A 12,908-nucleotide genomic window follows, 5' to 3' on the forward strand; every position below is an offset into this window, starting at 1 on the left:
CTCCCACAAAACCATTTTGAATCCGGATTCTTGTAGGAGCGGCGTAAGCCGCGAAGCTGGCTATGTGGCCGGTTGAAGCAAGCCCGGCTGCATTGGTCAGGTTGCTGATTGAATGGCGGCCGCGGTGTCACCGGCTTCGCGGCTTACGCCGCTCCTACACAACCACCGCAGATCCGGGGTCCTGTAGGAACGGCGTTGCTTCAGTCCTGCAGCGGCTCTTTCAACGCGGCTGCACGCAGCTCGGCGGCGCGCAGCAATACGGCCGGGGGAGCGCTCTCTTCCGGGATGCACAACAGGCCGTGCCGGCGCAGCCAATCACCGGCCTTGCGCGACGAGGTCCAGGCCACCACCGGCACCGCCAGCGCCATGCCGATCACCACCGGCGCCATCCATGCCGCCAGTGACGGTGACACCATGTACGCGGCCACGCCCATCACCACGCCGAACACACTCAGGCCACCGTAACTGCGCAGCAGATCGCGCACGGAAATGCTGCCGTCATCGCGCTGCTGTGCGTCCCAGCCTGAATCCTTGCCGGCCAGCACTTCCGCCACACCGCGCGACTGCACGTACATCACCACCGGCGCCATCAACGCAGCCAGCAAGGTCTCCAGCAGCATCGAAACAAAGGCACGGAAGGCACCACCGCAGCCAATGCGCTCCTTGCGCGAAGTGAGCATCGCCACATAGCCCATCAGCTTGGGCGACAGCAGCGCCACCATGGTCACCAGGAACACCCAGAACACGCCATTCTGGTCGAGCTCGCGCCAGTAATGCACCGGCGAGATCTTCAGGTGCAGCTCCTGGGCCAGGTCGATGCCGCCATGGATCAGAGGAATGGCGATACCGATCAGCATCAACATCGCCCACATCGGCGCGGTGAAGTAATGGCCGATGCCAATCAACATATGCACGCGGTTGACCCAATGCAGGCCCGGCGTGGCAACCACCTTGGAGTGCTGCAGGTTGCCCTGGCACCAGCGACGATCGCGAATCAGCAGATCGGTCAGGGTCGGCGGGCCTTCTTCGTAGCTGCCGTGCAGGTAGGGCACCATGTGTGCGGCCCAGCCACCACGCCGTATCAGTGCGGCTTCGACGAAATCGTGGCTCAGCACGTGACCACCAAACGGCTTGCGCCCCGGCAGTTCCGGCAGACCCGCTTCCTCGGCGAATGCCTGGGTGCGGATCACCGCGTTATGCCCCCAGTAATTGCTCTCCGCGCCGTGCCACCAGGCCACGCCATAGGCCATCACTGGCCCGTACACGCGGCCACCAAACTGCTGCATGCGGGCAAACGCGGTACGCCCACCGACCACCGCCGGCAGCGACTGGATCAGGCCCACAGTGGGATGGTTTTCCATCGCCGATACCAGGCGCACGATCACGTCGCCGGTCATCAGGCTGTCGGCGTCGAGGATCAGCATGTGCGGATAGGCGCCGCCAAAGCGACGCACCCAGTCGGCGATATTGCCGGCCTTGCGGCCCACATTGCTGGCACGGCGGCGGTAATACAGCCGCTCGGCGCCGCCGGTGGCTTCCACCAGACGCGCGAACACCTGCTCCTCGGCGCGGCCGATGGCGTCACGAGTGGTGTCGCTCAGCACGTAGAAATCAAAGTGCTCCAGCTGGCCGGTGGCCGCGACCGACTCGTAGATCGCCTGCAGGCCGGCCATCATCCGGCGTGGGTCTTCGTTGTAGGTCGGCATCAGCAAAGCGGTACGGCTGCGCAGCTGCGGCAGCGGCGTATCCGGGTAGATGCCGAGCTTGCGGCGGCCACGCAGCAGTGCCTGCAGGCCGGCCAGGCTGCTGACGAAGGACATCGCAATCCACGCAAACAGCAGCACGAACAGGCCCAGCAGGCAGCCTTCCAGCACGTTGATGCCGCCACTGGACAGCACCCGCGCCATCAGCCAGGTCGCCGCCAGCGTGGCCAGCGCGGTCGTGCCGAACACATACAGACGGCGCAGGCCGATATTGGCCGGTGCGGTCTTCTGCCGCGGCACGTGCAGCGAACCCGAACGCAGCGACTGCTCGGGCATCGGCAACGGATGCTCGGCTGGCAGCACCGCAATGCCGGCATCCAGGCCGTTGTTGGTGGTGACACTGTTGCTCATTGATCGCCCCACTGCGGCATCTGCAGCCAGTCCTGGCGGCCCACCCTGCGGTACCGCTGTTTGCTTGCGTGTTGCACCTGAATTCCTTGAAGGAGAAGCCGAGCAGCCGGGAAAACTAGTAGAACCAACCTAAACCTGCGGCAAACGAACCCTGCCGGTCGCGAAGCGGGAGCCCCCTCGAACCACCTCGCTGGGGGTGGCAATCCCGCCACCCCGGCCGTGTCAGGGCCATCCGCAGCAATCCCAAGAGGACATCGGCGGCCGATGAATTATCCACCATCAAAACCGCAGGCACACCTTTGCCAGCCAGATTGGCGATGATGTCGGGCTGTTTGACCGCTATGTGTTCGCCCTGGACCCTGCCGTGGCCTACCGCTGGCGCGTACGGCAACGTTGCTGTCTGCCCTGCGGTCCCACCGGGGCTGACTGCTGCCGGACCACCGCGCGCCCCCGCAATGCTGATTCCGGCCACCATGGATCGCTCGCCGCGCCCGCAAGCTCGCCGTTGAACTGGAAGGGATACCCCAACCAACAGGGCCCGGATCAGCGCCGCCCACCCGCATGGCAACCGCAGTTCCGCACGCTGCAACAACGCGCACCGTGCTGAACCCGGGCAGTTGCGGCGGCCGCATCCCTTGGCTAAACACGCATATCCCCAACCCAGGCTAAACATCGGCGTGCAGGCAACACGATCACAACATTGCACTCACCTGCAGCAAACCCGCCGGTGCGCAGGCTCAGGGCGTCTGCAGTGAGGCAGACGTTTCCGGAGACCAATCGTGGACCGCAACCGTGTTGAAGGCACCAAACACGAAATCAAAGGTGCCATCAAGGAAGCTGCTGGAAAGATGACCGGCAACAAAGCCCAGCAGATGGCCGGCAACATGGAGAAAAATGCTGGAAAGGCGCAGAAAGCAATGGGCAAGGCAGCTGACGAGGTAAAACATCGGCACTCATGACGACGGCATCACCGCGCAAGAACTGCTTCCCCAATACATCAGTCGGAGCCAGTACTAGCTAGCGTCACACTGCAGGTTCAATGGCGCGACCGTGTGGAAGCCGGCCGCGCCATTGCTTGTCAGAGCGGAATCAGGCGCTGCGCTCGGACAACAAGCCGATGCGGCGGAACCACATCTCCAACGGTACGGTCACCAGCGGCGGCATTGCCGCCAGCAAGGCCAGCAGCACGGCCCACAGCGGCCAGCGCAGCTTCACCCAGGCATACAGGCTGACCACGACGTAGAACAGAAAAGCCAGCCCATGCAGGCGGCCAAACAGCCACACACCCAGCTCGGTGGTGCCGGTGCCGTACTTGAGCAGCATGCCGATCAACAGCCCGGCCCAGGTAACACCTTCAATCAGTGCAGCGGCGGCAAACAGCTTGCCGGCGGCGTTCATTGGTTTGGCAGACATCGATTCCATCGGGCGTTCAAAAAGAGCTGGGATTGTAGGCGAGAACGCGTCGCATCCCGCCACCCGCACCCCGCCACTCAGATCCAGCCGCGCCGTCTGAACCACAGCAACGGCACCACGATGCTCAAGCCCACAGCGGCCAGCGCGATGGCATAGCCATAATGCCAGTGCAACTCCGGCATCGATGCGAAGTTCATGCCCCACACGCCCACCAGCACCGTCGGTGGGATGCCGACCACCGAGGCCACCGCCATCACCTTCATCACTTCGTTCTGGTCCATGTTGATCAGGCCCAGCACGCTGTCCAGCAGGAACTCGTTGCGCTCGCCCAGCTGCTGCTCGAATTCGCTCAACGAGGTCAGGTCCTTGACCACCAGTTTGATCCGCTTCGGCGCGTCGGCACCAAACCACTCCGGCGTGGTTTCATCCAGGTAGCTCATCATCCGCAGCATGCCGTGCAAGGTGTTGTGAAACGCGCCGATACGCCGGCCCATCGTGCCCACTTCGTGCAGCATCTGTTCCAGCCGGCGTGATGCCCGCTTGCCCTTGGGGTGGTTGAAAGCCTGCCGGGAGAACTCGCTCATCGTGCTTTCCAGCGACTCCAGCAGATCGGCCAGGCGGTCGACGATGTGTTCGATCATGCGCAGGAACAGATCGGCCGAGCCCTGGCAGGGCTGCTTGGCCAATTCGGCCTCCATTCCTTCCAGCGCATCGATGCGATGCTCGCGCTGCACAACCAGCGCGTGCGGCGCCACCACGAAACCGAGCGGCCCGACCACATGCTCGGTCTCGTACTGGAAACGCGGCAGGTTCAGCACCAGAGCCTCACCTTCCACCCGTACCCGGCTGCTGAACTCGATCTCGCTGATACCGGCGCGGTCGGGAATAGCAAAGCCCACCCGTTGCGAGGCTTGCGCCAGTTCCTCCGGCGTTGGTTGGCACAGGTCCACCCATAGCGAAGCTGGCGCCGTGCCGCCGGCAGCGGTGGCGAGGGTACGGCACTGGAACATGGCGCGCTTCCGTTTCGGCAGTGCAGCCATCCTCGTCGCCATGCCACGCCGAGTAAAGCGTCTGTCACTCAGCCCAGCTGCAGCGCCGCATACCAGTCCGCATAAGGCGTGTTCCTGGCCAGATGTCGATTGAAATCCGGCGTGCCATCCGTCCACCACACCGGCCCGCGCTCGCCCAAGGCCTGCTTGGCGGCATCCACGGCCGCACCGGCCTGGGCCAACCGTTCGCGGTCACCGGCGCGGCGTGCGCTGCCCACCTCACGGCGGGCCGCCATCAACGCCTGGACCAGCGCGCTGCGCACGTGCTCCGGCAAACCCGGATTGCTGGCCCGCCACAACCGCCCGCGCACGACCAGGTAACGGCCATCGGGTGTTCTTGGTGGCATTTCCGGCATTGGCCGCTCCCGCTGACAGACCGGGCCAGTATCCCACCCGGGCCCCGTTGCAATGCGCGGTTGCAAAGCGCGCCCGCCATCGCGCAAGCTCGGGCTTCCTTCAACTACCCCTCCAGCCATGCAAGACAACATCATTCAGATCATCCCCGCCGACGGCTGGGTAGCCGTGTTCGAAGAAGCCGGTGACGAAAGCGCCCAGAGCCTGGTGTGCTTCGCGGTAGTGGAAGAAGCCGGCAAGCGCGCTGTGCGGCCGATGCTGGCCAACGGCAAGCAGATCGGTTTCGCCGACACCCTGCCCAACTTCGTCCGTGTCGAAGAAGCCGATGCCTTTGAAGAAGAGGATGAGGAAGAAGACGAAGACGAGGAAGAAGAAGACGAAGAAGAGGAGGAGGAAGAAGAGGCCTGAGCCCTTCCCCCTACCCGGCAGCCGGCATCATGTCGGCTGCTGGCCCGCTTCCGGGCCCTGCCCGGACTGGCCCGCCGGCACGCCGCACTGCTTGCTGGCAGGCTGCACGGGCAGGCGCAGCAGGGCACCGTCAGCGGCAACCTGATTGACCTTCAGCGTGCATACCCCGCCGGAAAAATCGACATCCAGCGCCACTTCGTAGTCCTTGCCCGCCTCCGGGGTGAATACCGAAGTGATCAGGCGATCACATCGCCAGCCTGTCGGCGAGCCCATACCGGCCTCCACCACCACAGGCTGCCCTGGCACAAGCGGGTATTCCTTGAAATAGGCCTTGGACAGGATCATGCCGCGCTGCTTCAAGCCACGGCTGGTATCGGTTTCCGCAATGCCCAGGCTTTCATTCTTCACCTTGCCAAGCATGGAGCCGAAGGCGCTGCCCAGCGAACCGGACGCACGGATCTTCTGCGCATATTCGGCCGTGCACGTGGTGTTGGTATAGAGCACCATGCCGACGCCGTTCTGGCCGAACAAGCGCAGCCGTGATGTCGAGGCCTCATCGCTCGGCGACTGTGCGCTGGCCTGGCCTGCCGCCAGCAACAACAAGACACTGGCAACTGTCTGCTTGAATTGCATTTCCATCTCTCCTTGAAGTGCGACATCCGTTGCGGCATTGAAACACACACCGCCGAAATTGCGGAAGCCGGCGCGCCATTGTCATCGCGACGTCACCGTTGGCAGCCAGGTTAGGTGGTTGGTCCGGCAATCAACCAACAACATGAAACGTTCCCTGCTTCAGATCCTCCTGGCAGCTTGCATCGCTGCCAGCGCCACTGCCCAGGCCGCCGCGCCCGCGCAGCTGCCCTTGCAGCAACATGGCGGCAGTTGGACCTCCGGCCATGTGCAGGGCATCGCGGTGGATCTGCAGGGCGGCTATATCTATTACTCGTTCACCAACCTGCTGGCCCGCTACGATCTGCAAGGCCGTCTGATCGGCACGCTGGAAGGTTGGACCGGGCATCTTGGTGATCTGGATTTCAATCCCGACGATGGCAAGGTTTACGGCTCGCTGGAGTACAAGCAGGACCAGGCGTTCTACATCGCGATGATCGATGTGCAGCGCATTGACCGGGTTGGCATCCAGGCCGCCGGCGGCGACATCCTGCGCACGGTCTATCTGCCGGAAGTGGTCAGCGACTACACCGCCGACATCAATGGCGACGGTCGCTTCGATGGCGACGATGGCAAATACCGCGGCAATGAAACCGCCTCGCCCGATCACCGCTATGGTTGCTCCGGAATTGACGGCGTCGCCTTTGGCCCGCGCTTTGGCGACACCGATGGCCCACAGCTGCTGACGGTGGCTTATGGCATCTATGGCAATAGCGAGCGCAGCGACAATGACCACCAGGTACTGCTGCAATACGATACCGGCAACTGGCAAGCACTAGCGCAGCCCTTGGTCGAAGCCGCACCGCACCACAGCGGGCCACGCGAACTGGAAGGCAAGTACTTCGTGCGCACCGGCAATACCCACTATGGCGTGCAGAACCTGAGCTATGACGCCTGGCAACAGCGCTGGTTGATGGGTGTCTACCAAGGGAGGAAGCCGACATTCCCGAACTACCTGCTGTTTGCCGTTGATGCGGGTGCACCGCCTCACCGCAGCGATTTGATTGGCGTGCCCAGCGATACGCCAAGCGGCTGGGAACAAGGCCTGCTGCTGCCGCTGGCCGATGCGGGCTTGAAGGACCCAGCCACTGGCATCCGCGGCTGGAACCAGAAGGCCGACGTTGGCCTGCAGGCCGTAGGCGATGGCTTGTTCTACCTGGCCACCGACTTCAAGCGTGATGGCAAACAAGGCGCGGACCTGCAGCTGCTGCGCTGGACGGGCGATCCAGAGCGGCCGTTCATTGCACCGTGATGAGTAGCGCGGAAATCATGCGCCGTGATGAGGGGCGCGGAATCATCGGCATGTGGGAGCGGTGTAAACCGCGAAGCTGATATCGGCGGGGAATCTCGAAGCTGCGCAATCAGTGGAAATTCTGCTGTTGCAGTTCCAACGGCGATGCGTGTTTCGGGCAGCGGTGGCTTCGCGGCTTACGCCGCTCCTACAAGAAGCGTGTGAATCGCGACGACACCGGCTGTTGTAGGAGCGGCGTAAGCCGCGAAGCTGGCACATCTGCAGAACTCCGCGCGAACGCAATTTCAGCCAATCAACTCAATGCTGGAAGCTGCTACTTTCTGGCAGCTTTAGCTTCGCGGCTTACGCCGCTCCTACAAAAAGAAGGGCCAGCGCGGCGGCGGGTTGGTGGCGTTTGTGCCGAAACCTACATGTGAGCGCGCTCACACATCTGCATTCGCACACTCAACCGGAAATGCCTGCGCACCGAGCCTTCGCGCATGGAAACGCCTGCCCCATCGCGCTCCACACCACTGCGCAGCCACAACAAAGCAAAAACAGTTTCACTCGCGACAGTAACCATGACTCAAACGTAAAGGTTCTGTAATTGTCCGGACGTAAGGTGGCGCCGCTTGCACGGCGTAGCCCCAGCTGTGTGCGGTACTCCCACACTCTCCGGAACAGATCCATGCTCGAAGTAAAGAAGTCGGCGCTGGTCAGCGCCATCCTGGCAGCGCTTTGCGTTTCGCCCGACCTGTTGGCGCAGCAAGTCACAGACGGCAGCAGCCAGACCATCGGCAGCGGCAGCCTGCGTGGCCGCGTGCTCAACACTGCTACCGGCGAGTACGTGCGCAACGCCGAGGTACGCATCGAAGGCAGCCGCAATATCAGCTACTCGCAGGAAGGCGGCCACTTCCAGCTGACCGGCATTCCCGCTGGCGATGTCACCGTGCTGGTGAAGTACACCGGCCTGCAGGAAGCACGACTCAACGCCTCGATTGATGCCGGCAAGACCACCAGCGTCGAGGTCGCCTTGAACGCACCGTCCTATGCTGCCGGTGGCGGCGATGCAACCGACCTGGACGCAATCAGGGTCACCGCTTCGCGCGACGGCCAGGCCAGCGCGATCATGGAGCGGCGCGCGGCGATGAATGCCAAGAACGTGGTGGCGGCCGACAATTACGGCGCACTGACCATGGGTGATGTCGGTGAGTTCATGAAGTCGATGCCGGGCCTGTCGCTGGACTACACCGAGGTTGATGCCACCGCAGTGCGCATTGGCGGCCTGGATCCGAAGTACTCCACCTTCACCACCGATGGCGCGCGTATGGCCACGGCAACCTCGAACAATAATTCGGGCCGGCAGAACTCGTTCGAGCAGATGTCGATCACCGGCATCGAATCCATCGAGCTCAACAATACCTTGACCGCAGCGATGGATGCCGATTCGCCCGGCGGCAACATCAACCTGCGCAGCAAGTACGCGTTCCAGCGCACCAAGCGCGACATCGTGTTCCAGCTTGGTGCGGTGGGTACCTCCGACTCCAACTGGTCGGGCAAGTACTTCCCGGATGACAGGAAGCACGACACCATCTACCCGTCCGGCCAGTTCGGCTTCGGCGATGTATTCATGGACGGGCGCTTCGGCGTGGAGTTCAACGCCAGCTACAACGCCAACTATGTGCAGCAGGACCGCATCCAGACCGACTACGCCTACAAGCCCGATGGCAGCGCCATGCCCTACCGGGCGATGTGGCGCCCAGGCCCGAAGATGACCAGCCGCACCGCCGCCAACCTCAGCCTGGATTACCAGATCACCGATGAGCTGGTGGCGTCCCTGCGCAGCACATACTCGATGTACGACGTGGAGTACTTCAATCAGTACACGTACCTGATCTTCGGCACCACCAGCAAGTCCGAAGCCGCGCCGGGCTCCACGCCCAACCACATCGTGGTCAATCCCAACGGCACCAATACCCGCCTGCACACGCAGTACTCGCACCGCTATGCCGGCACGCCGGCCTACCTGATCGCGCCCAAGCTGGAGTACAAGGGCGAGGACTGGGAAGCCGTGCTGCGCGGCAGCTATTCCGGCGCCGAGTTCAACTTCCGTGACACCAGCAAGGGCTTCTTCCAGCGCACCGACAGCTGGTTGACCGGTATAGGCTTCACCATGGATCGCCCGTCGGAGAGCTCGCACGAATGGAACCTCGCCCAGACCGGCGGGCGCCCATGGGGCGACCCCAGCAACTTCAACCGTGATGCCGACATCGGCTACAACGTGCGCAGCGCGGAGTCCGATGCACTCAACGACCAGTACGGCGTCAACCTCGACCTGAAGCGCCACCTCAGCTTCAACGACACGCCGGTGACGCTGATGGGCGGCTTGGGAACGCGTCGCAATGATTGGCGCACCAATGAGGGCTCGTACCAGCAATACAAATACGTAGGTCCCATCGGCAGCCAGACCGATCCGGGTGCCAGCGTGCCGTGGACCAATAATTACGACTTCGAGATCATCGGTACCGGTGCCGGCAACATGAACCAGCAGGGCTGGCGCGCCGACAGCAACTACGCGATGTACGACCTCTTCCAGCAGCACCCGGAATACTTCGTGCCAGACGCGGTGGGCAACCTCAAACGCCGGCTGGACAACAACAAGCGCATCCAGGAAGAAGTGGATGCGGCCTATATCGAAGCCGAAACCCGCCTGGGTGATGCCCGCTTCGATCTCGGCCTGCGTTATGAGAGGACACGCACCGCTGCACGCGTGGCCGATGTGCGCCCGGCCAGCGAGGTCACCGCTGCCGGCCTGAACGTCAATACCGTCGAAGGCCTGATGTACCAGTACAACAACGGCCGCTACACCACCCGCAAGGGCGAGTACGACGACTTCTTCCTCAGCGGCGGGGTCAAGTACGACTTCACCGACAAGCTGGTTGGCCAGCTGTCTTTCAGCCAATCGATCCTGCGCCCGGACTACGGCAACCTTGGCGGTGTTGTGTCGGTCAACGACGACACCATGATCGTCAGCGTGCCCAATGCCCAGCTCAAACCCGAGCATTCAACCAAGTACTACGCCAGCCTGCAGTACTACCTGGAGCCGTCGGGCCTGCTGGGCCTGTCGTACTACAAGCTGGACATGCAGGACATGCAGGTCACCGGCATCACCGTCAATCCGGAAGACGTTGGCTTCAACCCGAACGACTACGAGGGCTACACCTTCCGCAGCGCGCAGAACGCGCCGGGCACCAGCACCAACGAAGGCGTGGTGCTGGAATACAACCAGCAGATGACCTTCCTGCCCGGTGCCTGGAAGGGCCTGAGCATGTACGGCTCACTGACCCAGGTGAACCCGGACGGCCCGCGCCAGAACATTCCCAAGCAGGCCGCGAACTGGGGCATCCGCTACAACTACGGCCGCTTTGATTTCCAGATCAACGGCAACTACCAGTCCGAGCACCGCGTCAGCGCGCTGAGCAATACGCCCATCACCGCCAACAACGGCATCCTCTACCGCGATGCGCGTGAGCTGTGGAACATCAGCGCCAGCTACAAGCTCACCGGCAACATCGACGTGATGCTGGCCGGCCGCAACATCTTCAACGAGCCGGAAGTGATCTATTCCAACATCCCCAGCCGCGTGCAGATGTACACGGTGTACGGCTCGATGTGGAACTTCGGCATCCGCGGGCGCTTCTGAGGCGCGAACCGAGAAAGGCCCAAAGCCCGAGCCAGGCAGGCTGCCTCCTCTCTACCGCTTGCGGGGGTGAGGGAGCAGCTTGCGAACCGCAGGTTCGCTGCCACCGAACGCCCTTGCATCAACGCAAGGGCTGGGCACGAGATGAGGGCCACTTCGCCCGACGATCCATCCCGCTGCGCCCGCTTCATCCAACCACATCCGCCGCCGCCCGAAACCCAAAGAGCCCGCAATGACCACCAACATCGACCGCCGTCGTCTGATCATTGGCGCCAGCCTCGGGCTGGGCGCGCTGCTGCTGCCGCTCGGCCGCGCCTTCGCCGCGCAGATCCAGGCGGCCAAGGGCTTTACCAATAACGTCGCCAGCGGCGAACCCGGTCCCCATTCGATGTTGCTATGGACCCGCTATGTGCCCGCCAGCGACACCGACGAAATCGCCCTGCAGGCAGAGATCGCCAGCGACCGTGAGTTCCGCAATGTGGTGACCGCCGGCACTGTGCGCACCGGCAGCTACCGCGACTGGACCGCCAAGCTCACACTCGCCGGCCTGCAGCCCGGCACCACCTACTGGTACCGCTTCATCGCCGCCGACGGCAGCCGCTCCGACACCGGCCGCACCCGTACCTTGCCGGTCGGCGATGTCGCGAATTTCAGATTGGGCCTGTTCTCCTGCGCCAACCTGCCGATGGGCTGGTTCAATGCCTACGCGCATGCCGCGCAACGCGAGGACATGGACCTGTGGCTGCACGTGGGTGACTACCTCTACGAATACGGCATCGCCGCGTACAAGGCGCAGGACCGCATCGCCGAGCGCGAGGTGATGCCAGCACACGAACACGAAATGATCTCGCTGCTGGACTACCGCATGCGCCTTGCCTGCTATCGCGCCGACGCCGACCTGCAGGCCCTGCACCAGAACGCACCGATGGTGGCGTTGTGGGATGACCATGAAAGCGCCAACGACAGCTGGCAAGGTGGCGCACAGAATCACCAAGCCGCCAGCGAAGGCGACTGGAGCACCCGCAAGGCCGCCGCAATGCAGGCCTATCGCGAATGGATGCCGGTATCCGACGAACCGTGGAAGGCCTACCCGATCGGCAACCTGGGCACCTTGTACCGTACCGAATCCCGCCTGCTGGGCCGCACCCGCCCGGCCGATATCGGCAGCGCCTACAAGACCGGTACCGATGCCGCATTGGAAGCCTTCCGCGATGGCCCATGGCAGGATCCGTCGGCGACCATGCTCGGCCTGGAACAGGAAACCTGGCTGCATGACGCATTGAAAGCCAATGCTGCGCGCACGCATTGGCAACTGGTTGGCATGGGTACCATCCTCGGCCGCACCGTGATGCCTGCCGAAACACTGGGCATGCTGCGCAGTGACGCCAGCGAAAGCCGCGTGCAGGCATTCAAGAACAACGTGCGTGGCGCACGGCTTGGGCTGCCGATGTGGATGGACCGCTGGGATGGCTATCCGGCGGCCCGGGCGCGCCTATTGCAGGCGGCGCAAAGTGCGGATGCCAATCTGGTGATGCTGTCCGGCGACAGCCACAACGCCTGGGCCTACTCGCTGCAACACGATGGCAGGCCTGCGGGCGTGGAATTCGCAGTGCAGGCCGTTACTTCCGGTGGTATCGAAGGCAGCCTCGGCGCCGCACCGGACGCAGTCGCACGCGCCTTCATGGACAGCAACCCGGAACTGAGCTGGTGCGACACCTCACAGCGCGGCTACGCGATGATCGACATCACCCCGGCCCGCATCAGCGGCGAATGGGTGTTCATGCAGAGCATCAAGACGCGCAGCATCGCAACTGCGGGCAGCCATAGCATGAGTGTGGAGAAGGACAGGAAAGCCTTCAGCTAAAAAACTCCCCTTTTGTGGGAGCGGGGTTATGCGCCGAAGCCGTGGTGGTTAATGTCAAGAAAATAACCGCGTACGCCCCGCCCCCCAACAAAAAAACACACAAAAA

10 protein-coding genes are annotated in these 12,908 nt (G+C 63.1%); 5 read left to right on the top strand and 5 right to left on the bottom strand.

Annotation, left to right across the window (positions count from 1 at the left end; genetic code table 11):
• Positions 1-200: 200 nt before the first annotated feature.
• Positions 201-2,114 carry a glucans biosynthesis glucosyltransferase MdoH gene (mdoH, locus tag ABE493_RS07365; protein ID WP_346498289.1) on the bottom strand — a complete coding sequence of 638 codons (1,914 nt, stop codon included), beginning with the start codon at positions 2,112-2,114 and terminating at the stop codon, positions 201-203.
• Positions 2,115-2,893: 779 nt separating this feature from the next.
• Between mdoH and ABE493_RS07370 the strand changes: the two genes are divergently transcribed.
• The gene (locus ABE493_RS07370; protein ID WP_282272641.1) at positions 2,894-3,073 is read left to right on the top strand and encodes a CsbD family protein; all 180 of its coding nucleotides are present in this window, start codon (positions 2,894-2,896) and stop codon (positions 3,071-3,073) included.
• Positions 3,074-3,203: 130 nt separating this feature from the next.
• On the opposite strand, the gene ABE493_RS07375 is transcribed toward ABE493_RS07370, so the two are convergent.
• The 3 genes from ABE493_RS07375 to ABE493_RS07385 all read right to left on the bottom strand — a co-directional run bounded on the left by ABE493_RS07375 (position 3,204) and on the right by ABE493_RS07385 (position 4,932).
• Positions 3,204-3,512, bottom strand: a complete 309-nt coding sequence (locus ABE493_RS07375) for a DUF3817 domain-containing protein (RefSeq protein WP_346498301.1) — start codon at positions 3,510-3,512, stop codon at positions 3,204-3,206.
• 92 nt (positions 3,513-3,604) lie between these two features.
• Positions 3,605-4,537 carry a CorA family divalent cation transporter gene (locus ABE493_RS07380; protein WP_346498290.1) on the bottom strand — a complete coding sequence of 311 codons (933 nt, stop codon included), beginning with the start codon at positions 4,535-4,537 and terminating at the stop codon, positions 3,605-3,607.
• A gap of 68 nt (positions 4,538-4,605) precedes the next feature.
• On the bottom strand, positions 4,606-4,932 hold the full coding sequence (locus ABE493_RS07385; RefSeq protein WP_346498291.1) for a hypothetical protein: 327 nt from the start codon (positions 4,930-4,932) through the stop codon (positions 4,606-4,608).
• A 118-nt stretch (positions 4,933-5,050) separates the two neighbouring features.
• On the opposite strand from ABE493_RS07385, the gene ABE493_RS07390 reads away from it, so the two are divergent.
• Positions 5,051-5,338, top strand: a complete 288-nt coding sequence (locus ABE493_RS07390; RefSeq protein ID WP_057630609.1) for a hypothetical protein — start codon at positions 5,051-5,053, stop codon at positions 5,336-5,338.
• 27 nt (positions 5,339-5,365) lie between these two features.
• Here ABE493_RS07390 and ABE493_RS07395 read toward each other — a convergent pair whose 3' ends face one another.
• Positions 5,366-5,971 (bottom strand): hypothetical protein, encoded by a 606-nt coding sequence (locus ABE493_RS07395; protein WP_346498292.1) that lies wholly within the window; start codon positions 5,969-5,971, stop codon positions 5,366-5,368.
• 142 nt (positions 5,972-6,113) lie between these two features.
• Between ABE493_RS07395 and ABE493_RS07400 the strand changes: the two genes are divergently transcribed.
• The 3 genes from ABE493_RS07400 (at position 6,114) to ABE493_RS07410 (ending at position 12,802) form a co-directional block, all read left to right on the top strand.
• Complete coding sequence (locus tag ABE493_RS07400) at positions 6,114-7,259, top strand: hypothetical protein (protein ID WP_346498293.1); 1,146 nt, start codon at positions 6,114-6,116, stop codon at positions 7,257-7,259.
• A 667-nt stretch (positions 7,260-7,926) separates the two neighbouring features.
• Complete coding sequence (locus ABE493_RS07405) at positions 7,927-10,941, top strand: TonB-dependent receptor domain-containing protein (protein WP_346498294.1); 3,015 nt, start codon at positions 7,927-7,929, stop codon at positions 10,939-10,941.
• Between the two features lie 229 nt (positions 10,942-11,170).
• The gene (locus ABE493_RS07410) at positions 11,171-12,802 is read left to right on the top strand and encodes an alkaline phosphatase D family protein (protein ID WP_346498295.1); all 1,632 of its coding nucleotides are present in this window, start codon (positions 11,171-11,173) and stop codon (positions 12,800-12,802) included.
• The last annotated feature ends 106 nt before the right edge of the window (positions 12,803-12,908 follow it).

The sequence above is a fragment of the Stenotrophomonas terrae genome, assembly GCF_039674165.1.
GTDB lineage: Bacteria > Pseudomonadota > Gammaproteobacteria > Xanthomonadales > Xanthomonadaceae > Stenotrophomonas > Stenotrophomonas terrae_A.

Coding starts and splice junctions, on each gene's coding strand:
- mdoH (WP_346498289.1), bottom strand. CDS start 2,114: ATGAGCAACAGTGTCACCACCAACAACGGCCTGGATGCCGGCATTGCG.
- ABE493_RS07375 (WP_346498301.1), bottom strand. CDS start 3,512: ATGAACGCCGCCGGCAAGCTGTTTGCCGCCGCTGCACTGATTGAAGGT.
- ABE493_RS07380 (WP_346498290.1), bottom strand. CDS start 4,537: ATGTTCCAGTGCCGTACCCTCGCCACCGCTGCCGGCGGCACGGCGCCA.
- ABE493_RS07385 (WP_346498291.1), bottom strand. CDS start 4,932: ATGCCGGAAATGCCACCAAGAACACCCGATGGCCGTTACCTGGTCGTG.
- ABE493_RS07390 (WP_057630609.1), top strand. CDS start 5,051: ATGCAAGACAACATCATTCAGATCATCCCCGCCGACGGCTGGGTAGCC.
- ABE493_RS07395 (WP_346498292.1), bottom strand. CDS start 5,971: ATGCAATTCAAGCAGACAGTTGCCAGTGTCTTGTTGTTGCTGGCGGCA.
- ABE493_RS07400 (WP_346498293.1), top strand. CDS start 6,114: ATGAAACGTTCCCTGCTTCAGATCCTCCTGGCAGCTTGCATCGCTGCC.
- ABE493_RS07405 (WP_346498294.1), top strand. CDS start 7,927: ATGCTCGAAGTAAAGAAGTCGGCGCTGGTCAGCGCCATCCTGGCAGCG.
- ABE493_RS07410 (WP_346498295.1), top strand. CDS start 11,171: ATGACCACCAACATCGACCGCCGTCGTCTGATCATTGGCGCCAGCCTC.